The 26235-nt window shown below is 74.5% G+C and carries 28 protein-coding genes and 1 pseudogene; 4 read left to right on the top strand and 25 right to left on the bottom strand.

All coding sequences use genetic code 11. The features are described from left to right. Positions 1-181 precede the first annotated feature (181 nt). The 6 genes from BDZ31_RS18865 to BDZ31_RS18890 form a co-directional block, all read right to left on the bottom strand. Positions 182-1627 carry an amidohydrolase family protein gene (locus tag BDZ31_RS18865; protein ID WP_221243175.1) on the bottom strand — a complete coding sequence of 482 codons (1446 nt, stop codon included), beginning with the start codon at positions 1625-1627 and terminating at the stop codon, positions 182-184. After that, a complete protein-coding gene (locus BDZ31_RS18870) occupies positions 1624-2466 on the bottom strand; it encodes an ABC transporter permease (protein ID WP_183344006.1) in 843 nt (280 codons plus the stop codon). The genes BDZ31_RS18865 and BDZ31_RS18870 overlap by 4 nt, the downstream gene beginning before the upstream one ends. Further along, the gene (locus tag BDZ31_RS18875) at positions 2466-3275 is read right to left on the bottom strand and encodes an ABC transporter ATP-binding protein (protein WP_183344008.1); all 810 of its coding nucleotides are present in this window, start codon (positions 3273-3275) and stop codon (positions 2466-2468) included. The genes BDZ31_RS18870 and BDZ31_RS18875 overlap by 1 nt, the downstream gene beginning before the upstream one ends. Further along, on the bottom strand, positions 3272-4324 hold the full coding sequence (locus tag BDZ31_RS18880) for an ABC transporter substrate-binding protein (protein WP_183344009.1): 1053 nt from the start codon (positions 4322-4324) through the stop codon (positions 3272-3274). Before BDZ31_RS18880 ends, BDZ31_RS18875 begins: the two co-directional genes overlap by 4 nt. 203 nt (positions 4325-4527) lie before the next feature. After that, a complete protein-coding gene (locus BDZ31_RS18885; RefSeq protein ID WP_183344011.1) occupies positions 4528-5124 on the bottom strand; it encodes a hypothetical protein in 597 nt (198 codons plus the stop codon). A 118-nt stretch (positions 5125-5242) separates the two neighbouring features. Then, a complete protein-coding gene (locus BDZ31_RS18890; RefSeq protein WP_183344013.1) occupies positions 5243-6220 on the bottom strand; it encodes a methanogen output domain 1-containing protein in 978 nt (325 codons plus the stop codon). A 323-nt stretch (positions 6221-6543) separates the two neighbouring features. On the opposite strand from BDZ31_RS18890, the gene BDZ31_RS18895 reads away from it, so the two are divergent. Continuing rightward, on the top strand, positions 6544-7950 hold the full coding sequence (locus tag BDZ31_RS18895) for an FAD-binding oxidoreductase (RefSeq protein WP_183344015.1): 1407 nt from the start codon (positions 6544-6546) through the stop codon (positions 7948-7950). A 109-nt stretch (positions 7951-8059) separates the two neighbouring features. On the opposite strand, the gene BDZ31_RS18900 is transcribed toward BDZ31_RS18895, so the two are convergent. Continuing rightward, the gene (locus tag BDZ31_RS18900; protein WP_183344016.1) at positions 8060-8695 is read right to left on the bottom strand and encodes a hypothetical protein; all 636 of its coding nucleotides are present in this window, start codon (positions 8693-8695) and stop codon (positions 8060-8062) included. Positions 8696-8815: 120 nt separating this feature from the next. Then, complete coding sequence (locus BDZ31_RS18905) at positions 8816-9334, bottom strand: MarR family transcriptional regulator (protein WP_221243176.1); 519 nt, start codon at positions 9332-9334, stop codon at positions 8816-8818. Between the two features lie 216 nt (positions 9335-9550). On the opposite strand from BDZ31_RS18905, the gene BDZ31_RS18910 reads away from it, so the two are divergent. Beyond that, a complete protein-coding gene (locus BDZ31_RS18910; RefSeq protein ID WP_183344020.1) occupies positions 9551-10855 on the top strand; it encodes an MFS transporter in 1305 nt (434 codons plus the stop codon). 104 nt (positions 10856-10959) lie between these two features. On the opposite strand, the gene BDZ31_RS18915 is transcribed toward BDZ31_RS18910, so the two are convergent. From BDZ31_RS18915 to BDZ31_RS18930, 4 genes are all read right to left on the bottom strand, one after another. Then, complete coding sequence (locus BDZ31_RS18915) at positions 10960-12543, bottom strand: MDR family MFS transporter (RefSeq protein WP_221243177.1); 1584 nt, start codon at positions 12541-12543, stop codon at positions 10960-10962. Then, a complete protein-coding gene (locus tag BDZ31_RS18920; RefSeq protein WP_183344021.1) occupies positions 12540-13049 on the bottom strand; it encodes a universal stress protein in 510 nt (169 codons plus the stop codon). Before BDZ31_RS18920 ends, BDZ31_RS18915 begins: the two co-directional genes overlap by 4 nt. 136 nt (positions 13050-13185) lie before the next feature. Continuing rightward, positions 13186-13449, bottom strand: a complete 264-nt coding sequence (locus BDZ31_RS18925) for a hypothetical protein (protein ID WP_183344023.1) — start codon at positions 13447-13449, stop codon at positions 13186-13188. A 6-nt stretch (positions 13450-13455) separates the two neighbouring features. After that, positions 13456-14007 carry a type II toxin-antitoxin system antitoxin SocA domain-containing protein gene (locus tag BDZ31_RS18930; protein WP_183344025.1) on the bottom strand — a complete coding sequence of 184 codons (552 nt, stop codon included), beginning with the start codon at positions 14005-14007 and terminating at the stop codon, positions 13456-13458. A 407-nt stretch (positions 14008-14414) separates the two neighbouring features. Between BDZ31_RS18930 and BDZ31_RS18935 the strand changes: the two genes are divergently transcribed. Then, on the top strand, positions 14415-14588 hold the full coding sequence (locus BDZ31_RS18935) for a hypothetical protein (RefSeq protein ID WP_183344027.1): 174 nt from the start codon (positions 14415-14417) through the stop codon (positions 14586-14588). A 114-nt stretch (positions 14589-14702) separates the two neighbouring features. Here the strand turns inward: BDZ31_RS18935 and BDZ31_RS18940 are convergent, their stop codons facing one another. From BDZ31_RS18940 to BDZ31_RS18960, 6 genes and pseudogenes are all read right to left on the bottom strand, one after another. Then, positions 14703-15182: a DUF1360 domain-containing protein gene (locus BDZ31_RS18940; protein ID WP_183344264.1), complete on the bottom strand. Its 480-nt coding sequence runs from the start codon at positions 15180-15182 to the stop codon at positions 14703-14705. Positions 15183-15325: 143 nt separating this feature from the next. Next, positions 15326-16543: an FAD-dependent oxidoreductase gene (locus BDZ31_RS26260; protein WP_246345554.1), complete on the bottom strand. Its 1218-nt coding sequence runs from the start codon at positions 16541-16543 to the stop codon at positions 15326-15328. Positions 16544-16694: 151 nt separating this feature from the next. Next, positions 16695-16838 (bottom strand): annotated as a pseudogene (locus tag BDZ31_RS26265) (hypothetical protein); the annotation flags it as partial. Next, positions 16835-17302 (bottom strand): cupin domain-containing protein, encoded by a 468-nt coding sequence (locus tag BDZ31_RS18950; protein ID WP_183344031.1) that lies wholly within the window; start codon positions 17300-17302, stop codon positions 16835-16837. The pseudogene BDZ31_RS26265 and the gene BDZ31_RS18950, both read right to left, overlap by 4 nt. A 106-nt stretch (positions 17303-17408) precedes the next feature. Continuing rightward, positions 17409-17822, bottom strand: coding sequence for an SPW repeat domain-containing protein (locus BDZ31_RS18955; RefSeq protein ID WP_183344033.1), 414 nt, complete (start codon positions 17820-17822; stop codon positions 17409-17411). A 28-nt stretch (positions 17823-17850) separates the two neighbouring features. Continuing rightward, positions 17851-18219, bottom strand: coding sequence for a DUF2243 domain-containing protein (locus BDZ31_RS18960; RefSeq protein WP_183344035.1), 369 nt, complete (start codon positions 18217-18219; stop codon positions 17851-17853). A gap of 104 nt (positions 18220-18323) precedes the next feature. Between BDZ31_RS18960 and BDZ31_RS18965 the strand changes: the two genes are divergently transcribed. Then, complete coding sequence (locus BDZ31_RS18965; protein ID WP_183344037.1) at positions 18324-18824, top strand: hypothetical protein; 501 nt, start codon at positions 18324-18326, stop codon at positions 18822-18824. Positions 18825-18838: 14 nt separating this feature from the next. Here the strand turns inward: BDZ31_RS18965 and BDZ31_RS18970 are convergent, their stop codons facing one another. The 7 genes from BDZ31_RS18970 to BDZ31_RS19000 all read right to left on the bottom strand — a co-directional run bounded on the left by BDZ31_RS18970 (position 18839) and on the right by BDZ31_RS19000 (position 26102). After that, complete coding sequence (locus BDZ31_RS18970) at positions 18839-19753, bottom strand: metal ABC transporter permease (protein ID WP_183344039.1); 915 nt, start codon at positions 19751-19753, stop codon at positions 18839-18841. After that, positions 19750-21030 carry an iron chelate uptake ABC transporter family permease subunit gene (locus BDZ31_RS18975; RefSeq protein ID WP_221243178.1) on the bottom strand — a complete coding sequence of 427 codons (1281 nt, stop codon included), beginning with the start codon at positions 21028-21030 and terminating at the stop codon, positions 19750-19752. The genes BDZ31_RS18970 and BDZ31_RS18975 overlap by 4 nt, the downstream gene beginning before the upstream one ends. Then, positions 21018-21830 (bottom strand): metal ABC transporter ATP-binding protein, encoded by an 813-nt coding sequence (locus tag BDZ31_RS18980; protein ID WP_183344041.1) that lies wholly within the window; start codon positions 21828-21830, stop codon positions 21018-21020. Before BDZ31_RS18980 ends, BDZ31_RS18975 begins: the two co-directional genes overlap by 13 nt. Then, positions 21827-22756: a metal ABC transporter solute-binding protein, Zn/Mn family gene (locus tag BDZ31_RS18985; protein ID WP_246345494.1), complete on the bottom strand. Its 930-nt coding sequence runs from the start codon at positions 22754-22756 to the stop codon at positions 21827-21829. Before BDZ31_RS18985 ends, BDZ31_RS18980 begins: the two co-directional genes overlap by 4 nt. A gap of 311 nt (positions 22757-23067) precedes the next feature. Next, entirely contained in the window at positions 23068-23574 is a 507-nt protein-coding gene (locus BDZ31_RS18990; RefSeq protein WP_343075633.1) for a MarR family transcriptional regulator, read from the bottom strand. Between the two features lie 288 nt (positions 23575-23862). Then, a complete protein-coding gene (locus BDZ31_RS18995) occupies positions 23863-24492 on the bottom strand; it encodes a hypothetical protein (RefSeq protein WP_183344046.1) in 630 nt (209 codons plus the stop codon). A gap of 185 nt (positions 24493-24677) precedes the next feature. After that, entirely contained in the window at positions 24678-26102 is a 1425-nt protein-coding gene (locus tag BDZ31_RS19000) for an MFS transporter (RefSeq protein ID WP_183344048.1), read from the bottom strand. Between the last annotated feature and the right edge of the window lie 133 nt (positions 26103-26235).

Below are 26235 nucleotides of genomic sequence, written 5' to 3' on the forward strand. Positions count from 1 at the left end.
GCGGTCCGCGCTCGGCGGTCCGGCACTCCCTGAAGCTTCCTTCTTCGCGTCCAAGTCGTCTCCCAGCGTTGCGACCTCAAAGTGAGACACGGTGTCCCGATTTTGTGACCGATCGTACCATCGCCGCGCAACGGCGCACTTCGAGGTGCGACGGCGATCCGTCGCCGGGACAGGGCGCCGGTCAGACGACGAGCGCCGACGCGCCGTCGTTCTCCACGCGCGCGTGCGCGGAGGGCGGGAAGGCCCTCCCCTCGCCCCCGCACAGCACCGACTCGGCCGACAGGTCGGCCCGTCGCGCGAGGTCGACCGCCTGCGCGCGGGCCTCGACCGCGATCTCGCGCAGCTCGTGCCCGACCAGCCTGCCGTCGGCGACGCGCGCGGCGCCGTCGACCCAGACGTGGCTGACGCAGCGCGACGTGGCGCAGTAGACGACCTGCTGCCACGGGTCGTGGATCGCCGCCAGCTCGGGCGTGTTGCCGTCGAGCAGCACGACGTCGGCGCGCTTGCCCGCCTCCAGCGAGCCGACGCGGTCGTCGAGCCGCAGCGCCCTCGCGCCCTCCAACGTCGCCATCCGGAGCACGTCGACCGCCGTGATCGCGTCGGCGCGCAGGTGATGGACCTTCTGCAGCAGCGCCGCCGCCTTGATCGCGCCGAACATGTCCTGGTTGTCGTTGGAGGCGGCGCCGTCGGTGCCGATCCCGACCCGGACCCCCTCCCGCCGCAGCCGCGGCACCGGGCAGACGCCGGAGGCGAGGATCATGTTCGCGACCGGGCTGTGGGCGACCGCCACGTCCCGCGCGGCCAGCAGCGACAGGTCGCGCTCGCCGCACCAGATGCAGTGGCCGGCGATCAGCTCGTGGTCGAGCAGGCCGACGTGGGCGGCGTGCTCGACGGTCGTGCGGCCGGCGTGCCGGCTGCGCGACTCGGTCACCTCCTCGCGCACCTCGGCGAGGTGGGTGTGGACCGCCCAGCCGTGCCGCGCGCACGCCGCGACGCTGCGCGCCATCAGCTCGTCGCTGACGCCGAGGATCGTCCCGATCCCGAGCCGGAAGCCGAGCAGCGGCTCGGCGGCGAGGCGGTCGGCGAGCGCCTCGTGCTCGGCGACGAACGCATCCTCCGGCGGCGCACCCTCGTAGAGGTTCTCGGCGCCGAAGGAGACGATCCCGCGCAGGCCCATCTCGGCGAGGCCGTCGGCGGCGCCGAGCGAGGCGAGCGAGCCGAGGTTGCGGTGGCAGGACATGTCGTTGACGGTCGTGATGCCGGACAGCAGCATCTCGGCGCCCTTCAGCTTCGTCCCGATCCGCACGTCCTCGCGCGTCGTGACGCGGCCGGCCGGCTCGACCACCCGCTCGAACCACTCCCACAGGGACGCGGTCTCCCCCATCCCCGTCACGAGGCCTTCGGTCAGGTGGGTGTGGCAGTTGACGAAGCCCGGCAGGACGATCCCATGGCCGTCGCCGACGACCTCCGCCTCCGGGAAGCGCTCCCGCAGCTCCGCCCACGGGCCGACGGCGGCGATCGCCCCGTCGGCGGCGAAGGCGACGGCGCCGTCGCGGATCAGCTCGCGGGCCGGGTCCATCGCCAGCACCCACGCCCCGCGGACGACGGTCGACGGCGCTCCGTTCACGCCCGCTCCTCCTTGCGGCCCGCGTGGTACCACGGCAGCATCAACCGCTCGGCGAGCCGGACCAGCCCGAACAGCGCGATGCCGATGACGGCGAGGACGATGATCGTCGCGAACATCTCCGCCGTCGCGACCTGGTTGTTGAGCGTCAGGATCAGGTAGCCGAGCCCGGCGTCGGCCCCGACCCACTCGGCGAAGACGGCGCCGATCACCGACAGCGCCGCGCCGATCTTCAGGCCCGAGAAGAGGAACGGCAGCGCGCTCGGCAGCTGCGCGGTCCGAAACCGCTTCCAGCGCCCGGCGCCGAGCGTCTTCAGCAGGTTGAGCAGCTCCGGCTCGGTCGACTTCAGCCCGTCGAGCGTGTTGACGGCGATCGGGAAGAAGCTGACGAGGGCGATCACGATCACCTTCGGGCGCAGGTCGAACCCGGTCCAGATCACGAGGATCGGCGCGATCGCCGGGATCGGGACCATCTGCGAGACGACCAGCCACGGGTACATCGCCCGCTCGGCCAGCAGCGAGCTGGCGAGCACGACGGCGAGGCCGACGCCCAGCACGATCGCGGCCGTGTAGCCGATCAGGATCTCCTGGATCGTCACCCACGCGTTGTCGGCCAGCAGCGTGCGGTTCTCCCACATCGCGCTGAAGACGTCGGTCGGCGCCGGCAGCGTCGACTCCTCGGTGCCGCTGATCCGCACGCCGGCCTGCCACAGCACGAGCACGAGCGCCAGGAACAGCAGCGGCGGCAGGACGTGCCCGGCGGCGCGGCGCAGCCGGGCGCCGGAGCCGCGGCGGCTCTCGGCCTCGCCGCGCGCGGAGGCCGCGGTCTGCACCGCCGACATCAGGCGACGACCTCCTCGAGCTGCCGGCGCGACGCCTCGTGCAGCGGCGCCAGCAGCCGCTGCTTGAGCGCGACGAACGCGGGCGAGCCGTGGATCTCGAACCTGCGCGGCCGCGGCAGGTCGATCTCGACGCACAGCTGCACGCGGCCGGGCCGGCCCGACATCACGTAGACCCGGTCGGAGAGGTAGACGGCCTCCTCGACGTCGTGGGTGATGAAGAGGATCGTCTTGCGGTCGGCCGCCCAGACGTCGAGCAGCCACTCCTGCATCGTCTGGCGCGTGAGCGCGTCGAGCGCGCCGAACGGCTCGTCGAGCAGCATCAGCTCGCGGCCGGCGAGGAAGGTGCGCAGCAGCGCGGCGCGCTGCCGCATGCCGCCCGAGAGGTCGCGCGGCCACCGTCGCTCGAAGCCGCGCAGCCCGAAACGGCCCAGCTCGGCGCGCGCCAGCTCGCGCGCGTCGCGGCGCGAGACGCCGCCCATCTCCAGCCCGAGCGTGACGTTGTCGAGCACCGAGCGCCACGGCATCAGCAGATCCTTCTGCGGCATGTAGCCGACGCGCCCCAGCAGCGAGGCGTGCTCCTCGCCGTCGAGCAGGACGCGCCCCCGGGTGGGCCGCGTCAGGCCGGCGACGATGTTGAAGAGCGTCGACTTGCCGCAGCCGCTGGGGCCGACGATCGAGACGAACTCGCCCGGCGCGATCCGCAGATCGGCCCCCTCCAGCGCGACGACCGTCTCGCCGCCGTCGCCGGCGAAGCGCTTGCCGACGTCCTCGACGACGAGCTTGGCGGGGGCCTCCTGCGGCGCGGTCATGAGCCGCTCGCCGCCGGCAGGTGGTCGTTGCCGCCGTAGCGCTCCGGTGTGAACGGCTCGCTCGCGAGTCTGTTCTCGACCATCCACTCCGACAGCGCCTCGACGTTGGCGGCGTCGATCTCGCCGAAGCGGGCGGCGTCGCCCTGGAACAGCGGGCCGTAGGCGTCGAGCTGCGCTCTCGTCAGTCTCTCTCTCAGCGACTTGTTCTGGGCGAGCAGGTCGGCGAGCGCCTGCGCGGGATCGCTGATCGCGTCCTCGTAGCCCTCGACCGTCGCCTCCGCGAACGCTCTGATCAGCGCCGGGTCCTGGTCGATGTGCTCGGTCGTCGAGAAGGCGACGAGGCCCGGGTAGACCGGCCCGCCGTTCTCGTCGAGCTTGAAGCTGTGGGTTCTGTGGCCGTCGACGTCGAGCTGGACGCCGTCGGCCGGCCAGAAGCCGGTGAAGCCGGCGATCTTGCCGCTCTGGAGGTTCTGGACGCCGTTGAAGCCGATCGTCACGACCTTGACCTTCGACGGGTCGCCGCCGTCGTTTCTGACGACCGTGTCGAGGATCGCGTTGTCGGACGGGACGCCGGTGACGCCGACCGTCTTGCCCTCCAGCTGTCTGCCGGAGGCGATCCCCTCGCTCTCCAGCGTGATGACGCCGCCGAGCGGGCGCTGGACGATCGCCATGAACGCCTCGATGTCGAGGCCCTCGCCGATCTGGTTGGCGACGTCGAGCCCGTCGGCGAGGCCGAAGTCGGCCTTGTCCGCGTTGATGAGCCGCAGCGTGTCGGCCGTCGAGGTCGGCTGGATCACCTCGAGGTCGATGTTGCGGTCTCTGTAGTAGCCGGCCGCGATCGCGCGGTAGATGCCGGCGTGGACGGCGTTGGGGACGAAGTCGAGCACGAGCGTCGCCTTCGTCATCTCCGCCAGCTCGCCGCCGCTCGTCGTTCTGACGGTGTCGGCGGTCCCCCCGGAGTCGCTGCTGCCACAGGCCGCCACGGTCACGCCGAGCACGACGAAGGCGATCGCGACGGTCAAAAGGCGCCACATCTTCCTCTGTGTCATCTCTTCTCCGGGTTCAGTTGACTGAACTACGATCAGTTGGCTGGACCAAGATTGTCCCATGGCCCGTCAAGCGTCATTGGCCGGATGGCGAAAGATCATCTCCGCTCGCCGGCCCCCCTGCTGCACGTGAGCGTATACGTGCCCGTTTACGAGATGGGGCGGTTCCGGCGGCCGCGCCGCCGAGACCGTCGCGCTCGCGGCGCTCAGCCGCCGCGCTTCAGCAGCTGCGGCAGCATCGCCACGCCTCTGACGATGTCGCTGCGCGCGTGGTGGAGGGCGACCTCGAGCGCGGCGGAGGCGGCCCTGTGGAGGCTCGGGCCGTGGCCGACGAGGATGCTGTCGGGGTCGTAGGCGCGGAGGCTGTAGGGCGGCGTCAGCCGCAGCATCGGGTGGACGCCGAGCGGGCGGCCGAGCGCGAAGGAGCCCGCGGTCCCGACCGCCTCGGGCACGACGAGCAGCTTCTGCCCCGGCCACCACAGCACGACCTCGCGCCACCACGGCCGGTCGATCAGCCGGTGCGGCTGGAACGGCGCGCCGACGAGCGCCTCCGGCAGCCGCGTCAGCGGCACCCCGAGGCGTCTGGCGAGCGCAGCGCTGTCGCGGTTGTGGCGGTCGAGCAGCTGGATGACGCCGGCCGGCTCGCCGAGCGCGGCGGCGCGCTCCAGCGCAGGCTCCCACGCGACCGGGTCGATCAGCCAGACGCGGCCCTGGTCGACGAGCGCGTGCGACGCGCGCTCCATCCGCTCCTCGACGACCCAGGTGAAGCCCTGGGCGAACTCGTTCGAGATCCTCGCCTCCATCCGCTTGAAGCTTGCCAGGTCGGAGGCGGCGAGCCGAATCGGGGTCCCGACAGCCGCTGCGCCGCTCCCGCTGCGGACCGCTTCGGCCGCGTCAGACGGGGTGAGGCGCGCGCCGGCGCTATGCGCCGTCGGCCGCGATCACGCCGGCGCCCGCGCCGTACTCGTGCGCGAAGCGCCATTGGCCGCGCCTGTCGCCGCGCAGCCAGACGACGACGCGGCACTCGGGATCGCCGAGCGCGATCCGCTCCTCCAACACGACCGTCGCGCCGCCGGTGTTGCGGGCCGCGATGCCGCCGAAGACGCTCGAGGTCATGCGGCAGAGCCCCGGCGCGCGCCGCACGACGTCGCCGAACGGGCAGGCGCGGTTGCCGAGCACGATCCGGTCCTCGTCGACGTCGACGACGTAGAAGTCGCCGTCGATCGCCGCCTTCAGCCGCACGTAGAGGTCGGCGATCTGCGTCGGCGGCAGCTCGCCGACGATCCCGCGCGCGCGACGGTACTCCTCCTCGATCCGCCCGCCGACGTCGGCGCCGACCTGGGCGACCGCCGCCTCGGCCGCGTCGGGCCCCTCGTTGCGCTCGACCGCCGCCGCCAGCTGGACGACGAGCGCGAGCAGGAACGCCTCCTTGCCGAACGAGCCGTCGGCCTCCGCCTGCCCGGGCGAGGGCAGCGCCCCGGCGCGCTGGCGCGGCGGGTCGAGGTCGCGCTCGGGCACGCGCGCGACGGGCAGCTCGACGGTGACGCGGGAGCCGCCGGCCCGCTTCGCGGCGACCGTCATCCAGCCGGAGACGTTGGAGGCGACGAACAGCCCGCGGCCGCCGCCGGGCTGGAGCAGGTCCTCCGGCAGCTCGGCGACGGGGTCGAAGCCGCGGCCGAGGTCGTGGACGGCGAGCACCGCCCGCTCGCCCGACCAGTCGATCTGCGCCCACGCCGGGCCCGGCGCATGCTGGACGACGTTCGACAGCAGCTCCGAGACGGCCAGCTCGGCGCCGGGCAGATCGCTTCCCGGATCGGCGTGACGGCGCAGGTAGCCGACGATCTCGTGCCGGAGATCCGTGACCGCCTCCGGCGTGCTGCCATCGAGGTACCAGTCCACCCGCTCGTCCGTTCGTCGCCTGCGATGCAGCGCCGACGCACCCCCGTGGAACGCCCGTGCGCTCCGAGCAGTGTAGGGATCGAGACGGCAGCGGTCAGCGCGCCAGGTCAGCCGACGGGCGCGGCGCCGCGCACCCGCCGGTCGCGCGGCACACCGCGCGCGCCGGTCGTCGCACACGCCGTCGGCGCGATGCATACCGGACTCATCCCGCGATGCGCCGCTTCCTGGCGCACCGCCGGGCCGGCAGGCTTGCATCCCACCGCGAGCCGCCTCTACCGTGTCGGGCCAGCCGCTCTCTTAATCGATCGGAAGGGAGAGCCGTGATGACCGGCACGGTCGGCGACAGCGCGCTGCGCGAGTTGCGCGGCGCCATCGCGGGACGGGTCCTGCTGCCCGGCAACGCGGGCTACGACGACGCCCGCACCCTCTTCAACGCGATGATCACGGCGCGGCCGGCCGCGATCGTCCAGTGCGCGGGCGTCGACGACGTCCGCGCGGCGATCGCCTACGGGCGCGAGTCGGGGCTGCCGACGGCGGTCCGCAGCGGCGGCCATTCGGTCGCCGGCTCCTCGACGGTCGACGGCGGGCTCGTGATCGACGTGCGCGCGATGAAGGGCGTCGCGGTCGACCCAGACGCGCGGACCGCGCGCTGCGGCGCCGGCGCGACCTGGGCCGAGTTCGACCGCGCGACGCAGGAGCACGGACTGGCGACGACCGGCGGGCGCGTCTCGACCACCGGCGTCGCGGGGCTGACGCTCGGCGGCGGCTCGGGCTGGCTGGAGCGCAAGCACGGGCTCACCTGCGACAACCTGCGCGCGGTCGAGCTCGTCACCGCCGACGGCGAGCACGTGCGCGCGAGCGCCGAGGAGCGCGCCGATCTCTTCTGGGCGCTTCACGGCGGCGGCGGCAACTTCGGCGTCGCGACCGCCTTCGAGTTCGACCTCCACCCGCTCGGGCCGAACGTCCTCGCCGGGCTGATGCTGTGGGCCGGCGAGCGCGGCCGGGACGTGATCGAGCTGATGCGCGCGACGATCGAGGGCGGCGCGCCCGAGGACCTCGCGCTCGGCGCGGTCTACCTGACCGGTCCGCCCGAGGAGTTCGTGCCGGCCGAGTTGCAGGGGCGCCTCTGCTGCGGGCTGGCGTTCATGTGGGCCGGCTCCGACCGGCGCGAGGGCGAGGCCTACGCCGAGGCGTTCCGCATGCTCGGGCCCGACGTCGACCTCGTCGGCGAGATGCCCTACGTCGAGTTCCAGCAGCTGATCGACGATCCGCCGGGCCTGCGGAACTGGTGGACGGCCGACTACCTCGACGCGCTCCCCGACGAGGCGGTGTCGGCGTTCGTCGCCGGCTCCGAGCGCATGCCGGTGCCGTCGGCGACGCAGTCGATCCTCTTCCCGTGGGGCGGCGCGATCGCCCGCGCCGGCGGCGCGCAGACGCCGATGGCCCAGCGTCAGGCGACGTGGGTGACCCATCCCTTCGCGCTGTGGGAGGAGGCCGGCGACGACGCGACCGTGATCGGCTGGGCGCGCGGGATGTCGGCGCAGATGAAGCCGTTCTCCAGCGGCGGCGTCTACCTCAACTTCATCGGCGACGAGGGCCGCGACCGCGTCCGCGCGGCCTTCGGCGACAGCTACGCGAGACTGGCGCGGATCAAGGGCGCCTACGACCCCGACAACTTCTTCCGCTTCAACCAGAACGTGAAGCCGGCGACGGCGACCGGCGTCGGCTGATCGGGCGAGCTTGCGGAGAGCCGGTCCCGGCCGCTCGCGGCCGGGGTTCCGGCAGGGCGACCCCGGCGCCGGTCGAGCGGGCGGCTCGGCCGGCGCGCGGGGAGCGGCCTCAGGCCGAGCTGCGGCGGCGGAAGCCGCGCCGCGGGCCGCGGCCGCGCGCGCGTGCCGCCGGCGGGCCGGCGGTCGTGCCGGCCGGCGCCGTCGCGCCGGCGGCGGGCGCGCCGGTGGCGGAGGCGCCGGTCGCGGGCGCGCCGGCGGTGGTCGTCTCGGCGGCGGTCGCCTCCTCGGCCAGCTCGACGTCGCGGACGCTGCGGACCGAGAGCCGGCCCAGCGCCGCGGCGGCGAAGTAGAGGATCAGCGCGCCGAGCGCGAGGAACCACCCCAGCTCGGCGAGGATCTGCGTGGTCGTCGAGCCGTGCGGCGCGCCGGCCTGGCTGACGCCGTCGTTCCACCAGCGGCTGACGGTCGGGCCGACGATGAACCAGGCGCCTGCGGCGACGCCCATCATCGCGCCGAGCGAGGCGGTCGGGCGGCGGGCGCTCGTCATCAGCAGCAGGCCGCCGACGATCGCGACGATCCCCGGCAGGACCGACAGCCAGAAGCGGCCGGCGCTCCAGTCCCATGCGTCGGTCGAGCCGATCGCGTAGTCGAACGACGGGCCGATGAACGGGATCAGCGCGCCCCACAGGCCCAGCAGGGCGATCACCATCCCGCTGACTGCGCCCCGTGTGCGTGGTACTCGCATGCGCTCGTCTCCTTGCGGTCGCGACTGTGCGGATGCAGCCGGCAGCTACCCGGCGCCCGCGGGGCCATTCGCGCGCCGACGAGGCGCGTCAGCGCGCCGGGCGCCGGTCGCGAGGGCGCGTCAGCGCGCCGGGGCGGCGCCGTCGCCGCCGCCGGTCAGGTCGACCTGCTCGCGGTCGCCGCAGGCCGCCTGCACGAGCCCGAGCAGGGCGATCAGCCGCTCCTGGTCGTCGCGGGCGACCTCGCGCAGCAGCTCGACCTCGGCCGGCACGACGGCCGCGACCGCCTGCAGCAGCAGCGTTCTCCCCGGCTCGGCGAGCGCGACGAGCACGCTGCGGCGGTCGCGCGGGTTCGGCGCGCGGACGACGAGGCCGCGCCGCTCGAGGCCGTCGATCACGCTCGTCAGCGTCTGCGCGGGGACGCGCATCCGGCGGCCGATCTCCTTCGGCGACAGCGGCGCGGTCTGGTCGAAGAGGACGAGCAGCGCGGCGAAGGTCGACGGCGTCAGCCCGTGCGAGCGGAGGGTCGGATCGAGCCGCTCGGTCAGGAGCCTCGCGGTGCGCAGGACGTTGAGGACGACCTCGGCCGGGAGCGCGTGCTCGGCCGGAGCGACGGCGGCGAAACCAGGTCCCAGGCGCACCGACATAATTGATACTCCGATCTCGGATTATCCTTGTTAGGATTGACGCCGATCGTACCAGTCGGCATGCCGACCGGCGGCCCGTGATCGCAACCGCGACGCCGCCGATCGCCGGGCGTGCCGGTTGCGCGCGGCCTTCCGTCGCGCGCCTCGTCCGACCCGCCGAAGCACCCGCGCCCGAACCAGACGGGCGTTCTCGAACCACAAGGAACACCGTTGCTCCCCTCGCTGCCGAGCCGTGCCGTCGCGGCTCGCCCCGCCGTGCGCCGGCTCGCCGCCGCGCGCCTCCTGTCGATGACCGGGACCGACGCCAGCGGCGTCGCGATCGGCTTCGCCCTCTACGCCCAGACCCGCTCGACGACGTGGCTGTCGCTGTCGCTGCTGCTGACGATCGGCGCCGGCAGCGTGCTGGCGCCGATCGGCGGCTGGCTCGGCGACCGTCTGCCGCGGCGCCCGCTGATGATCGCCTGCGAGCTCGGCTCCGGCGCCCTGTTCGCCACGCTCGCGATCGTCCACGCGCCGATCGCGATCCTCGCGATCGGCCTGCTCGCCTCGGCGCTCGGCTCGGCCTTCGGGCCCGCCGCCGGCGCCTCGATCGCCCACGTCGCCGGCCCCGAGCGGCTGTCGTGGGCCAACGGCCTGATCGCCTCCAGCGCCAACCTCGGGAAGATGGCCGGCCGCATCGGCGGCGGCGCGCTGATAGCGGTCGCGGGGCCTGGCGCCGTCTTCCTCTTCGACGCGCTCACCTCGATCGCCTCGGCGCTGCTGATCGCCTCGATCGCGCTGCCGTTCGGCGGGCGCGAGCGACGTGCGGGCGCGGTGTCGGCCGCGGCACCCGCACGCGGGCGGGCGCGCGGCGCGCTCGGGGCGGCGGAGGCCGCCGCGCCGGCCGCGCGCGCGTCGACGGGCGGCGGGATGCTGCTGGTGCTGCGCGATCCGGGCATCCGGCCGGTCCTGCTCGCCGCCTGCGTCGGGACCTTCGCGACCGCCTTCTCGATGACCGCCGAGGTGCCGCTCGTCTTCGAGCTCGGCGGCGGCGCGCTCGCGCTCGGCGCGCTGACCGCCTGCTGGGCGCTCGGGATGGTCGCCGGCTCGTGGCATGCCGGCCGCGTGCTGCACGCCGGCAACGAGGCGACCGGCGTGCTCGCCGGCCGCTCCCTGATGGCGCTCGGGATCGGCTCGGTCGCGCTTGCCGGGACGCTCGCGCCGACGCTCCTCGCCTACCTCGGCGGCGGCTTCATGGGCGTCGCGGCGCAGTCGCTCGTGATGCGCCGCACGCCCGACGACCAGCGCGCCCGCGTGATCGGCGCGATGGACGCCTGCCGCAACGTCGCGTTCGGCGGCGGCGTGGTCCTCGCCGGCTTCGTCGTCGCGCCGCTCGGCCCGTCGGCGACGTACGCGTTCGTCGGCGCCGGGATGCTGCTCGGCTGCCTGCCGCTGCTCGCGCTCGTCCGCCGCCTCGGCGGCGTTCGGCCGCTGCGCGCTCCGCGGCCGGCCGTCGCGGCGACCGAGGCGGCGTAGGCTGCCGGACGCGCGGCCGTGCCCGTTGCGGCGGGCGCGGCCGGCTGCCGGGCGCGCGGCCGTGCCCGTTGCGGCGGGCGCGACCGGCTGCCGGGCGCCGCGCGTCAGGCCCGCGCCGGCTCCGCGGCCCTCGCGGGCGGGGCGACCTCGCCGGCCTCCTCGGCCAGCTCGATGCCCGACCGCTCGCCGAGCGGTCTCTCTCTCATCAGCGCGATGACGAGCAGTGCCAGCAGGCCGAACGGCGCGGCGACGAGGAAGATCTCGGCGACGCCGACGCCGTAGGCGTGCTCGACGATCCCCTGGATCGGCGGCGGCAGCTCGCTGATCCGCGGCAGCGCGCCGCCCGAGTCGATCGCGCTCGGGTCGACGCCGGCGGCGGACAGGCCCGAGGCGATCTCCGACGAGGTGCGGGAGGCGAGCACGGCGCCAAGGGCGGCGACGCCGGTCGCGCCGGCGAGGCTGCGGAAGAAGGCGACGAGCGCGGTCGCCGCGCCGGTCACCGTGACGGCGACCGAGTTCTGCACGACCAGCACGAGGTTCTGCATCATCATGCCGACGCCCGCGCCGAGGACCGCCATGAAGGCGCCGAGCTCGACGAACGACGTCTTCTCGTCGATCGTCCCCATCAGCGCCATGCCGGCGGTGAGCAGCACCGAGCCGGTCAGCATCCACTTCTTGTAGCGGCCGGTCTTCGCGACGAGCTGGCCGATCAGCGTCGAGGAGATCATCACGCCGAGCACCATCGGCAGCGTCAGCAGGCCGGACGCGGTCGGGCTCTCGCCGCGCGCGATCTGGAGGTACTGGCTGAGGAAGACCGAGGTGCCGAACATCGCCACGCCGACGGCGACCGAGCCGAGCACGGCGAGCACGACGGTGCGGTCGCGGAAGAGGCTCAGCGGCACGAGCGGCTCCGGCGCCCGGCTCTCGACCCAGATCGCGAGCGCGACCAGGATCAGCGCGCCCGGGACCATCAGCGCCGTCTGCGTCGAGAGCCAGTCGTACTGCTGGCCTGCGAGCGAGACCCAGATCAGCAGCAGCGAGACGCCGGCCGAGAGCAGCACGGCGCCCGGCACGTCGATGTGGACCTTGCGCTTCGAGCGCGCCGGCAGGTGGAGCGTCCGCTGCAGCACGACCAGCGCCGCGAGCGCGACAGGAACGCCGACGAAGAAATTCCAGCGCCATCCCACGCTGTCGGTGAGGAGGCCGCCGACGAGCGGTCCGCCGACGGTCCCGACCGCCATCACGGCGCCGAGGTAGCCCATGTATCTGCCGCGCTCGCGGGGCGAGATCAGGTCGCTCAGCACGACCTGGACGAGCGCGGTGAGGCCGCCGGCGCCGATGCCCTGCAGGACGCGGCAGCCGATCAGCCAGCCGGTCGACTGCGACAGGCCGGCGAGCATCGAGCCGATCGTGAAGATCGCCAGCGACGTCTGGACCAGCAGCTTGCGGTCGAAGAGGTCGGCGAGCTTGCCCCAGATCGGGGTCGTGACGGTCATCGCCAGGAGCGTCGCGGTCACGACCCACGTGAACGACGACTGGCCGCCGCCGAGGTCGCTGATGATCCGCGGCAGCGACGTCGAGACGACGGTGCTCGACAGGATCGCGACGAGCATCCCGAGCATCAGGCCCGACAGCGCCTCGAGCACCTCGCGGTGGGTCATCGGGGCCGGGCCTTCGTGTGCGCTCATGCGTACAGCTCCCCTGGCCGGGCGACCCCGGCCGTTCGTCGCGAGGGCGAGCGGTCGCGCACGCCGGTCGGCCGCTCCGCATGGACGACCAGCACCGGCACGTCGCAGTGCTGCACGAGATGGCGGCTGACGCTGCCGGCGAAGAGGCCGCGCAGGCCGGTGAGCCCGCGGGTGCCGACGACGAGCAGGTCGTGACAGCCGGTCGCGACGCGGCGCAGCAGCGCCTCGCGGACCGGCTGGAAGGAGACGAGCTTCGTGACGGGGATCTCGGCGGGGACGCCGGCGACCGCCTCGTCGAGGCGCTCGAGCGCCTCGCTGCGCAGGTCGTTCGTGAGCTGGGCGACGAGCGTGGCGTCGCCCGACGCGGCCGAGAACGCCGGCAGACGGCCGACCGCCGTGAGGATCGTCAGGCGGGCGCGGGCGTCGAGCGCGATCTCGACCGCACGCCGCAGCGCGCATTCGCTCGCGGGAGTGCCGTCGATGCCGACGAGGATGTTGTGGAACACCGCTTTCGCCTCGCAGATTTGTTCTGACTCTGTAACGGAGGGATTCCTCCGCTTCTACTCCTACACGGTAGCAGCGAAGCGGAGGGGGTCCTTCGTTTGGATCCGCGGGCCTTCGGGCCTTGACGACGCGCCGCTGTCAGTCCAGCTTCGCCGAGACGAGATGGACCGTTGTGTCTCGCACGATGTAGAAGAGACTTATGTCTCGGCGCCGGCCCGCAGCGTCCGGCAGGACTATCGGCGCGACGCGAATCTCAGGCGAGAATGTCGTCATGCCCACCGTGGCATCACGAGCGAGCAGTTCGTAGACGTACCGAAGCGCGTCGTCGCTCCGACGCACGTCCGGCTCGATCGCCGCCAGTTCCTCACGGAACCGCGCCTCCTCGACGATGGTTCGATGCACGCCGCGCTACAGCAGGTGCGCGAACTCGTCGGCCAACCGCCGGGCGTGCCGCAGCTCAGCTGCGGTCGGCTCAGTTCGTCTGTCCCAAAAGACCGACTCGTACGGGATCTCGACACCACGCCCCTGGCCATCCCGCCAGGCATGAACCCAGCCGGGAAACAAGTGCGCATCTTCGACCATCTGCGCAGCGTTCTCGTTCCGGTGACGCTCGATCACGTCATCGATGAGCGCCCGCTCCTCGACCGTGAACATCTCCATCCGCGGCTCGTCACGCGCGATCGGCGCTCTACGTCGCGCCCAGTCGTTCTCCCACTCGAAACGCCCCGCGGCTTCGAGATCGCGCGTAGCCATCATCTCCTGCGCTGGCACGGGCCCGAGTCTGTCCGCCGTGTAGGTCGCCTCGGAGACAGGGCGACCGAGCTTCCAGTACGCCGTGAAGTCGATCCGCCACAGCAGCTTGGCAAGCTTGATCCGGCCGGCGCCCACATGGCGATCGGCAGCCATCCGTCTGCTGACATAGAGAATCAACTCCTCCAGGCGGACGGGTGGGGCAGACATGAGTCGGATGGTAGTGCGTCAGGAGGTCGTACGACCACCCGCAACTACGTAAGAGTCCGTATGCCAGAGGAACGCGGTAGGACGTCCTCTGCCTGATACGCGAGCGCGTCCCGTCGGCTGATCTGCCACGGCTGTTGCCCGACGCGAACGCGGGACGTGCGCGAGCGCCGGAGCGAGTGCGCAGCGGTGGCGAGGGTGGGGTGCGCAGAGCGGCGGCGCGGCACGATGGGAGTGCTCGCGCGTCGTGATGCCGAGCGGCTGCGCGACGAGGCGCGGCGGGTCGTCAGACGGGGCTTGAAGCGGTGCGTTCCGAGGGTCCCCGGCGCCCTCCGCCGACGCGCATGAAGCGGGTGCGGGCGAGGGTACGTGTCAATCAGGAAAGCACTGCACCGACCGGACGCCATCGAATGCCGAGCACACACAATCGAGTCCTCACCGAGCTGGAGCGCCTCGCGGTCGAGCGGCGCGCTCGCGTCGCCACCAAGACCGGCACGCGTCGCCGCGGCGACACCGTCGACTACGTCCGCCGCGCGATCGCGCGCCACCGTGCGCAGGGTCGCTCGACGGTGACGCGCAGATAGCCGCGCCGCCAGCGCTCAGGCGCGGTCGGCGGCCGACGGGCAGACAGCCGGGGCCGCCGGCGCGCATGCGCGTCCGCCGGCGCGCGTGTCCCGCCGGCGGCGCCGCCGGCGCGTTCAGGCGCGGTCGACGGCGGCGCGGTAGCCGGCCTGGAGGAAGTCGGAGATCGTCTCGGCGGCGTAGACGGTCGCGACGGCGCGCGTCTGGCGCGGCGCGGCGACGTAGCCGGCGACGAGGCCGGCCGCGATCCACTGCGCGAGGCAGTACGGACAGACGAGCAGCTCCCCGATCGCAAGCCGCAGGCCGCTGCCGCGCGGCTGCTCCTCGACCTCGCCGTGACCTGCGGGCTCCTGGAAGCGGGTGAACGGCGCACGCGCGAAGCTCGTCACCTTGTCGCGCGCGATCAGGCGCGACAGCTTGTGGGTCGCGACGCCGAGCAGCAGCAGGTCGCCGACCCCGATCCGCTCCGGCAGGCTGCGGCCGGCGCGGCGGTTGGCGAGGGCGGCGGCGCCGACGCTCGCGCCGAAGGCGCCGGTCAGCGTCGCGTACGCGACGAGCGGGCGCTTGTCGCCGGGCGGGTGGTAGGCGTTGGGCATGCGCGCCAGCTTCCCCGCGCGACGGCTTCGCAATCGGGCGCTCCGAGCGGCGGCCGCGGCCGGAGTGCGCGGACGCGTCGTGCCGGCGGCCGGCGGCGCGCGCGGTGGGCGGGGCGTGCGCGGGCGGCCGGGCGGCGCCCCGCCTACCGCGGCGGCTCGCGTCGCTCCAGCGGTCTCGTCGCCGGGCCGGCGAGCACGTCGCCGTCGATGCCGAAGCGGGAGCCGTGGCAGGGGCAGTCCCAGCTGCGCTCGGCGCCGTTCCAGTGGACGAGGCAGCCAAGGTGGGTGCAGCGCAGCGAGACGGCGTGGAGCGCGCCGGCGTCGTCGCGGTGGACGCCCACCTTCGCGAGCCCGTCGCGGACGACGCGCGCCTCGCCGGCCGGCACCTCCTCCGCCGAGGCGGCGTCGGCCGAGGTCAGCCGGTCGCCGATCAGGTGGGCACCGACCCACAGCTGCGCTCTGGCGACCTGCGGCGCCGACCGCACGCTGACGCGGTTGGGGTCGAGCAGCTCCGCGTACGGGTTGTCGCGCCCGGCGAGCAGGTCGGCGACGACGCGCGCGCCGATCGTCGCGTTCGTCATCCCCCACTTCTGATGGCCGCAGTTCACGTACAGCCGTCTCGCGCGGGGGTGGTAGCGGCCGGCGTACGGGAGGTTGTCGAGCGGCATCCCGTCCTGCGTCGACCAGCGATGGGGGACGTCGATCACGTCGAGGTGCTCGCGCGCGAACCGCTCGAGCGCCTCGTAGCGCGCCGGGGCGGCGTCGTCGGAGCCGACCAGGTGGCCCTCGCCGCCGACCAGCACCCACGGGTCGCCGGCCGGGTCGCGGTACGGCCGCACCGAGCGGGTCGGCTCGCCGGCGCTGATCGCGGTCACCTTGGGCAGCTCGCCGCGCACGCGCGCGGCGACGAGGTAGGAGCGGACCGCCTCCATCCGCGCGAAGAAGAGGCCGCGGTCGAGCAGCGGGTAGTTGGTGCAGACGACGACCGCGCCGGCCGTGATCGTGCGGCCGTCGTCGGTCGTGACGACGCACGGCGGCCCCTCCTCGACCCCAGCGACGGCGGTGCGCTCGAAGACGTGGCAGTCGTCGCCCGGGATCAATGCCGCCAGCCCGCGCACGTAGCGGACCGGATCGAACTGCCCCTGTCCCTCCAGCGTGACGGCGGCCTCGACCGCGAACGGCAGCGGCAGGTCGGTGGTCGCGCGTGCGGGCAGGCCGGCCGCGCGCGCCGCCTCCTCCACGCTCGCGACCTGCTCCGCCTGCGCCCCGTCGAAGGCGTACGTCGCGTCGGCGATCCGCCGCCAGGCGCAGTCGATCGCGCAGTCGCGCACGGTCGCCTCGATCCAGTCGAGCGCCTCCAGCGAGGCGCGCGCGTAGCCGGCGACCGCGTCGCCGCCGTGGACTCTCTTGACGTCGGGTGAGCTTCGTCCCCTGCAGCGCGGTCGCCTTCGCGGTCGTGAAGCCGGTCGCGCCGCCGGCGACGGTCCCGCGCTCCAACACCGCGACGCGGGCGCCGTCGCGCTTGCACAGCAGCGCCGTCGTGACGCCTGAGATGCCGCCGCCGATCACGGCGACGTCGACGCTCAGGTCGCCCGCGAGCGGCCGATGGACGGTCGGCTCGCCGGTCGCGAGCCAGAGCGACTCGTGGTCGCTCACCCGGCCGACGGCGGGTCGAGCGGGGCGGTCGGGGGAGCGCCCGGGGCGCGGTCGCGCAGCTCCGGCTCGGCCTGGCCGACCGGGATCGCGGGGTCTCCGTCGCCCTCCCCGGCGGTGACGGCGCTGTCGCGGAACGGCCCGGCGCTCGTCGCGCCGCCCGCGCGCAGGTTGGGGTGGCCGGGACCGGGCCACGGCGCGAGCAGCAGCACCAGCAGCGCGTCGTCGACCGCGCGCACGGCATGGCGCTCGCCCGGCCGCCAGTGGACCAGCGCGCCGGCACCGGCGCGGCGGCTGCTCCCGTCCTCGGCGTCGACCTCGACCGCGCCGCGATGGACGTGCAGCCACGCGTGCTCGTGCACCTCGTGGTCCTGCAACTCCTCGCCGGCCGGCAGCGAGATCGCGACGACGCGCGCCGCGCCGTCGTCGGAATGCAGCACGACCGGCTGGTGCGGTTGCACGTCCACCGTTGTGAGATCCCAGAAGTCCATACGCGAGGGGTACCCGGTCGCGCGGGACGCAACCGCCGCGGTGCGGCCGGCCGCGCGTGCGGCGCGTGCGCCGGTCGCCGGGTCAGCCCGTGCGCGGCTCGCCGTGGCGGACGTCGCGCGTGACGACGGCGCCGGCGCCGCGCGTCTGCTGCGTCAGCAGGCCCGCGGCGAGCAAGCCGAGGCCGGCGAGCAGGTACGGCAGCCACGCGCCGAGGCCCTCGTCGGCGAAGCCGAACAGCCACGGCGAGGCCGCCAGCACGACGCCCCCGACGACGTCGGCGGCGAGGTGGGCCGGCAGCGGCAGCGCGTTCTCGACGCTGTACTCGTAGTCGGTGATCGTGCTCTGGAGCAGGATCAGCGCGCCGATCACGACCGGGACGGCGACGGCGGCGCCACCGGCGTCGCTCGCCCCGAACAGGAACGGCGCGACGACCAGGAGCGCCCCGGCCGGATAGTCGAGCAGCGCGTGGACACGGCTTGGGATCGGTCGTCGCATCCCGCCCATCTGCCCGCGTCGCGGACGCTCAATCGCCGACCGAGCCCGGCGCGGGCCGACCGGCGGGCGCAGCGCCGCCGCGCGCGAGCGCGAGCCCGCCGGCGAGCAGGACGACGCCGGAGGCGAGGAAGGCGAGATCCCAGCCGAGCGGGCCGCCGAGGTCGTCGCGGACGTGGTGGATGCCGAGCAGCTGGTGGTCGATCAGGCCCTCGACGAGGTTGAAGGCGCCCCAGCCGGCCAGCAGCAGGCCGACGTGCACGCGCCACGGCGGTGCGAGCCGGCCCTGCTGCCAGGCGCGCACCGCGAGCGTCGTGCCGGCAACGACGAGCAGCCATGTCGCGACGTGGAAGAAGCCGTCGACGAGCGTGTTCGTCTCCAGGCCCGCGACGGTCGTCATCGGGTGCGCGTCGCCGAGACGCGGGCGGTCGGCGTCCGGACCTGCGCGGTCTCCTCGGTGACGCGGCGTGGGGCGCTCGCCGCCGACGGGGGCAGGTGAGCGCCATGGCCGACCTGCTCGCGATCTATCTCGACGACCAGCTCGCCGCCGGCGTGCTGTGGCGGGAGCTGGCCCGCCGGGCCGCGGGCGCCGAGCGCGGCACGCCGGCCGGTGCGGCGCTCGCGCAGGTCGCGACCGAGATCGCCGAGGACGTCGAGACGTTCGAGCGGATCATGCGGAGGCTCGGGCTGCGACCGGGGCGCGTCAAGCCCGCGCTGGCGATCGCGGCGGAGCGGGTCGGGCGGCTGAAGCTCAACGGCCGCCTGCGCTCGCGCTCCCCGCTGAGCCGCTTCGTCGAGCTCGACGTGCTCGTGATGGGCATCGAGGGCAAGAAGGTCCTCTGGGAGAACCTCCGCGACGCCGCCGGGCTGGGCCAGCGGCTGCCCGACGTCGACTTCGCGGGGCTCGTCGCGCGCGCCGGCAGACAGCGCGACGCGCTGGAGCCCCATCGCCTCGCCGCCGGGCGCGACGCCTTCCAGGCGGACGGGAGCGGCCGCCGCCGTTGAAGCGGGGCCGCCCGTCAGCGCGCCGCGTGCGCCTCGGCCAGCGCCGCGCGGACCTCCCGGCGCCGGCGACGGCGCTGGAGGGCGCGGGCGAGCAGGCCGTACTTCGGCGACAGCACGAGCGCGAGCACGAAGCAGCAGGCGGCGACGAGGCCCATCGAGCCGGCGATCGAGGCGTCGGCGCGCAGCGCGACCGTGTGGCCGAGGACGGCGCTCAGCCAGCCGATCCCGAGCGTGACGGCGATCATCGCCAGCAGGCGGTCACACAGCAGGTAGGCGGCCGCCGCCGGGACGATCAGCATCGTCACGACGAGGATCGCGCCGACCGACTCGAACGCCGTCACCGCCGTCACCGCGACCGCGATCAGCAGCAGCCGCGACAGCAGCGTCGGGGAGATCCCGATCGTGCGCGAGAACTCCGGGTCGAAGGTCGTCGCCTTCAGCTCCTTCCACAGCAGCGCCACGAGCGTCGCGTTGGCGAGCACGACCGCGCCGAGCAGCACGATCGAGCGCGCCACCTCGACCGACCCGAACGCCCACACGTCGAACGGCGCGAAGGCGATCTCGCCGTAGATCGTCGCGTCGAGGTCGAGATGGGCGCCGGAGGCGAACTCGGTCACGCCCAGCACGCCGAGCGCGAACAGCGCCGGGAAGACGAGCGCGATCGCCGCGTCGCTGGCGACCAGGCGCGTCGATCTGAGCAGGTCGATCCCGATCACGCAGACGACGGCGAAGACGGCCGCGCCGACGATCACCGGCAGCGGCGCGCGCGTCTCGAACAGCAGGTAGACCGCGACGATGCCGGGCAGCACCGCGTGGCTGACGGCGTCGCTCATCAGCGCGACGCGGCGCAGCACCAGGAACGGGCCCAGCAGCCCGGCCGCGGTCGCGACGAGGCCGGCGGTGAGGATGATCGTGAGGTCGTCGCTCATCGCGCCCCCTGCCCCGCGTCTCCGGCCGCCCCGCCGCCGTCGCCCGCCAGCGCCAGGCGCCGCAGCTCGTCGGCGCAGTCGTCGCCGAGGCTGGCGCGCAGGTCGGTCGGATCGGGCTCGCGCGCGTCGGGCAGACGCAGCTTCCAGCCGTGCTCCAGCCACGCGCTCCACAGGTCGCGCCGCTCCAGCACCGCGTGCGCCGCGGCCGCGCCCGACTCGGTCAGATGGATCCGCTCGCCGTCGCGCGCCAGCATGCCGGCGCGGTCGAGCGCCGACAGCGCCCGCGCGACCTGCCGACGCGGCCGCCCGCTGGCGAGCGCCAGCTCGCGCGGGGTCGGCGGCGGGCCGGCGTGGATCGTCGTCTCCAGGTCGACGAGCACGCCCTCCACCAGCGCGCGACGGCGGTCGCGGGCGAGCTTGCGGCCGCGCCACAGCACCCCGCGCCCGGGCGCCAGCAGGACCGTCGCCAGCACGACCGCGAAGCCGACCAGCACGATCACCGGCCCGGTCGGGACCTCGGCGCGCGCGGCGATCAGCGCGCCGGCCACGCCGACCGCCGCGCCGATCAGCGCGGCGAGCGGGATCAGCAGCGACAGCCGGTTGCAGAGCTGGCGCGCGGCGACCGCCGGGACGACGAGCATCGCCACCATCAGGATCGCCCCGACCGTCCGCAGCCCGATCACGACCGCGACGACGAGCAGCATCGTCATGAAGATCTCCAGCAGCCGCACCGGCAGGCCGACGGCGCCGGCGAACGCGGGGTCGAACAGCGTCGTCTTGAGCGGCCGGAAGGCGAGCGCGACGACGGCCAGCGCGACGACGGCCAGCACCGCCATCACGTCGAGGTCGCGCTCCAGCAACCCCGCCGCCTGCCCGAACAGATAGGTGTCGAGGCCGGCCTGGTTGGCGTCGTTGGTCGAGGCGATGTGGGTCAGCAGCACGATCCCGAGCGAGAAGAAGCTCGACAGCACGACGCCGATCGCCGCGTCCGGGCGGACGCGGCTCGTGCGCTCGATCCCGACCATCAGCAGCGCGCCGACCAGCCCGGCCAGCGCGGCGCCGACGAGCAGCGTCGTCGCGTCCTTGGCGCCGGTCGCCAGGAATGCGACGCAGACGCCCGGCAGCGCCGCGTGCGCGAGCGCGTCGCCGACGAGGCTGCGCTGGCGCAGGACCGCGAAGACGCCGAGCGCGCCGGCGGCGATCCCCAGCAGCGCCGCGCCGATCGCGACGACCGCGTCGCTGTAGTTGAGCGGCAGGAGGTCGATCAGCCAGCCCACGAGAGCGCCTCCCCGGCGTCCCGCCCGACCGCGTCGGCGCCGGCGCCGTAGGCGCGCGCGAGCGTCTCCCTCGTGACGACCTCCGCGACCGGCCCCTCCGCGACCGCGCGCACGTTCAGCAGCAGCGCGTGGTCGAAGGCGCCGCGGACGGTGCCGAGGTCGTGGTGGACGACGACGATCGAGCGGCCCTCGTCGCGCAGCGCCGCCAGCAGCTCGAGGATGCTCGCCTCGGTGCGCGCGTCGACCCCCGAGAACGGCTCGTCCATCAGCAGCAGCGGCGCCTGCTGGGCGAGCGCCCGCGCGATGAAGACGCGCTGGCGCTGACCGCCGGAGAGCTGGCCGATCTGGCGGCCGCGGAAGTCGCCCATGCCGACCCGCTCGAGGCAGTCGTCGACGAGCGCCGCGTCCCTGCGCGGCACCCGCCGGAACCAGCCGGTCGGCGCGTAGCGGCCCATCTCGACGACCTCGCGGACGGTGATCGGGAAGTCCCAGTCGACCGCGTCGCGCTGCGGGACGTAGGCGACGCGGTCGCGCGCGGCGCCGACCGGCCTGCCCTCGACAAGCGTCTGGCCGGCGTCGGCGGGGATCAGGCCGAGGGCGGCCTTCAGCAGCGTCGACTTGCCGGCGCCGTTGGGCCCGACGATCGCCGACAGCCTGCCGGCCGGGAAGCTCGCGTCGACGTCCCACAGCACCGGCCGGGCGCCGTAGGAGACGGTCATGCGGCGGATCTCCAGCGCGGGCGCCCGGTCGCCAGCGCCGCGGCCGGCGGTCGGCGGCCCTCCGTCCTGGTGCGCGCTCATCGCAAGCCCTCCGCGATCGTGTCGGCGTTCGCTCTCACCATCCCGACGTAGGTCCCCTCGGGCGTCCCCTCCTCGCCGGCGGCGTCGGTGAACAGCTCGCCGCCGACCCTCGCCTCGGCGCCCTTCCTGCTGGCGGCGGCGAGCACGGCGTCGATCGTCTGGCGGGGGACGCTCGACTCGATGAAGACGGCCTTGACGCCGCGCTCGGCGATCAGCTCGGCGACCCGTTGGACGTCGGCGGTCGTCGCCTCGGCGGCGGTCGAGATCCCCTGGATGCCGGCGACCTCGATCCCGTACCGTCTGCCGAGGTACTGGAAGGCGTCGTGCGAGGTGACGAGGACCCGCCGTCGCTGCGGGATCTCGGCGATGCGGTCGCGCACGTAGCGGTCGAGCGCGTCGAGCTCGCGCTCGTAGGCGGCGAGCCGGTCGCGGTAGCCGGCGGCGTGGGCCGGGTCCTTCTCGCTGAGCGTGTCGGCGATCGTTCTGGCGACGATCTTCCAGTTGGTCACGTCGAACCAGACGTGCGGATCGTGGTCGGCGGAGAGGCCGGCGGGCGGATCGAGCAGCTTCGACGCGGGGATGTCGGCGGTGACCGCCTGCGTCGTCTGCCGCTCGGCGAGCTTCTCCAGCAGCTCGCCCATCTTGCCCTCGAGGTGGAGGCCGCCGTAGAAGATCACGTCGGCGTCGCGCAGGTCCTCGACGTCTCCGGCGCTCGCCTTGTACAGGTGCGGGTCGACGCCGGCGCCCATCAGCCCGGTCACCTCGACCCGCTCGCCGCCGATCTCCCGGACGGTGTCGGCGATGAAGTTGGTCGTCGCCGTCACCGCCACCTTCTCGTCGGCGGGGACGGTCGCGGCCGTGCTCGTGTAGCTCTCCCCCGCGCAGCCGGCGACGCCGATCAGCGCCGCGCTGCTCAGCAATGCCATGAAAGTTGTTCGAATCGCGCCAAGTCTCATCGGCGAGGAACATAGCATTAAGTTTTGGCTTGCCAAAATCCTCGTCGCGCGAGCGGCCGCCCGGCGCCCTTGGCGCCCGCCCGCCGGCGGCGCATTGGCTTTCTGCGCGTGGTGAGTACACGCAGAAAGCCAATGCGCGGGTGGGCGGGGTGTGGTGCGGGCGGTGCGGGGGCCGACGGCGGCGCGGCGCGGGGCCGGCGGCGGCGCGGGCGCGGGCGGCGGCGCGGCGCGGGCGCGGGCGGCGCGAGCGCCGGCGGCGGCGCGGCAGCGGGCGCGGGTCGCTACGGCGCGAAGTCGCCGGCGCCGGCGCGCAGCTGGCGCAGCGTCGCGGTGACGGCTCTCAGCTCGTCCTGACCGAGTGGGTCGAGGCCGAAGCGGGCGTCGTTGAGGACGGCGGTGGCGCGCGCGGCGGCGTCGCGGCCGGCGTCGGTGATCGTCGCGAGCGTCGTGCGGCGGTCGCGCGGGTGCCGCGCGCGTGTGACGTAGCCGCGTCTCTCGAGGCCGTCGACGAGGTTGGTGACGCTCGTCGGGTGGACCTGCAGCCGCGCGCCGATCTTGCCGAGCGGCAGCGAGCCGGTTCTGCTCAGGTACAACAGCATCAGCGCCTCGTAGCGCGAGAACGACAGCTCGAACGGCGCGAGCAGCTCGTTCAGCCGCCCGAGCAGCAGCTGCTGGACGCGCATCAGCGAGGTGACGGCCATCATCGGCGTCGCCGGCCCGCCGCCCCAATGCTCGCGCCACTGCCGGCCGGCTTCCTCGATCGGGTCGAAAGGCAGCGGATCGCTCACGGGGCGGCGAGTCTTGCACACGCCACGCCCACCGGCGGGCCCGGGAGCCGCGGCGGCGAGCGGGCGAGCGGAGAGCGGGCGAGCGACGAGCGGGCGAGCGACGAGCGGACGAGCGGACGAGCGGACGAGCGGAGAGCGGACGAGCGACGAGCGGACGAGCGACGAGCGGACGAGCGACGAGCGGACGAGCGGACGGCGCGAGTGCGAGCAAGGGCGGCTCGCGCGGCAGCACGCGCGCGGCGCGGCGGGCGTGGTGCGAGGCGGGCGGCGCGCCGCGCGCCGCCCGCCTCACGCGATCGGCTGGGGCGGCCGCGACGCGGGGGCGGCGGCCGGGCCGATCTCGCCGGCCCACTGGCGGCGCCGCAGCTCCCACGTCGCCGGCAGTCCGCCGTCGAGCGCCCGCGCCAGCTCCAGCCAGCCGAGCGCGTCGTCGAGGTCGCCGGCGACGGCGGCGCGCTCGGCAGCGAGCAGCGAGCGCTCGATCACCTGCCGGTGACGGGCGCCGGCGTCGACCCGCTCGCCCTCGGGCTCGCCGCCGCGCCAGGCGCGCAGCGCGATCGACGCGTCGACGTAGGAGTCGACCGCCTCGACGTGCCGCAGGCGCTCGTCGGCGCGGATCGCGCCGCGCAGCTCCTTGGGCTCCCGGACCATCACGACGACCGGCGCGACCGTGTACGGCCAGACGAGCGTCGACAGCAGCAGCCGGCGCTGCGGCGCGTCGAGCCGCCCCGCGCCGCGCAGGTCGAGCACGACGCCGCAGCGATCGCCGGCCGGCCGCTCGGCCAGCCAGTCGCGCAGCGCGTCGCGGGCGGGGCGGTCGAATGCCCCGTCGAGCGCGATCACCGTCGGCCGGCCCAGCATCGCCGCGACCTCTTCCCGCCAACGGCTCACCCCTCTGCCGTTTGCACTCCTGCTCACCGTGATCTCCTTCCGGATCGCAGTCGCCAATAGCTGACCAGAGTTGACGCTCTCGATTGAAGTGCGACCGTCAGAGTGCTGACGCTCGCCGGGCGCCCGCGACGGGCGGGCGCGGGCTGCTCGGGCGAAGACCGGCTCGCCTCCGAGCAACCCGGCGCGCCGACGCGAGGCGCCGAGGCGCGCGGTCAGGCGCCGCCGGTCGCCCCTCCCCGGCGCGCGACGGCCGGGGCCCGGACGGCGGCAGCGCTCGGCGCGCGGAGCGCGACGACCACGGCGCCGACGGCGAGCACGGCGGCACCGACCAGCAGCGCGGCGCCGAAGCCGTCGACGAAGGCGGTCGCGTCCATGCCGGGCCCGATCTCGCCGACGCGATCGGCGAGGACGCTGCCGAGCACGGCGATGCCGAGCGCGCCGCCGACCTCGCGCGCAGCGTCGTTGACGGCCGAGGCGACCCCCTGCTCGGCGTCGGGCAGCGACGAGACGATCGCGGTCGTCGCCGGGGTCGTCGCGAGCGCCATCCCGAGCCCGAGCGTCAGCCCGCCCGCGAGCAGGTGCCAGTACGAGGAGCCGGCGTCCATCGTCGACAGCACGACGAGGCCGACCGCCATCAGGGCGAGGCCGACCGGCCCGACCGGCCGCACGCCGACCCGCTCGACCAGCCGCGGCACGCGCGGCGCGACGGCGACCATCACGAGCGCCATCGGCGCGAGCGCCGCGCCGGCCTCCAGCGGCGACCAGCCGAGCACGAGCTGGAGGAACTGCAGCAGCACGAAGATCAGGCCGAACGCGGCGAAGAACTGCACGAAGACCGACAGCGAACCGGCGCCGAAGCCGCGCAGCAGGAACAGCCGCGGGTCGAGCATCGGCTGCGCCCGGCGCAGCTCCCAGACGACGAAGGCGGCGCCGAGCGCCAGCGCCGCGGCGAAGCCGCCGACGACGAGCCCGTCGCCCCAGCCGCGCTGCGGACCCTCGATGAACGCCCACACGAGCGCGGTCAGCGCGAGCGCCGAGAGCGCGCCGCCGAGCGGGTCGAGCGGCTTGCGCTCGTGCCGTTCCCGCGCCGGCACGACTCGCACCGTGCCGACGATCGCGACCGCCGCGAGCACGACCGACAGCGCGAAGACCGACGACCAGGCGGCGACCTCCAGCAGCGCGCCGGAGACGAGCAGCCCGAGCAGCGCGCTGCCGCCGGCGACACCGGCCCACGCGCCGACGGCGCGGTCGCGCTCGCCGGCCGGGAAGGTCGCGGTGACGATCGACAGCGTCGCCGGCATGATCAGCGCCGCGCCGAGGCCCATCGCGGCGCGGACCGCGATCAGCGCGCCGGGATCCGACAACGTCGTCGCGACGGCGGCGCCGGCGCCGAAGATCGCGAGGCCGGCGAGCAGCGTCCGGCGGCGGCCGAAGCGGTCGCCGATCGCGCCGGCCGGCAGCAGCAGCCCGGCGAAGACGAGCGCGTAGGCGTCGACGACCCATTGCAGCTGCGTCGGCGTCGCGCCCGTGTCGCGCGCCATGTCGGGCAGCGCGACGTTGAGCGAGGAGACGGCGCTCACGACGGTCGCGAGCGCGAAGCACATCATCACGAGGATCGAACGGCGCTGACCAGCCATCGCTGCGCTCCTTCCACCGCCTCGACCCCCTCGACTCGGGACCTCTGTCATCGAGCTGTCGCTGAGCGACAGGTGGATGACAGAGGTCCGGCTCGGGGTGGCGGGACGCTTGAGTTTCAACGGGTGTTGAAAT

The organism is Conexibacter arvalis (genome assembly GCF_014199525.1).
Classification (GTDB): domain Bacteria; phylum Actinomycetota; class Thermoleophilia; order Solirubrobacterales; family Solirubrobacteraceae; genus Conexibacter; species Conexibacter arvalis.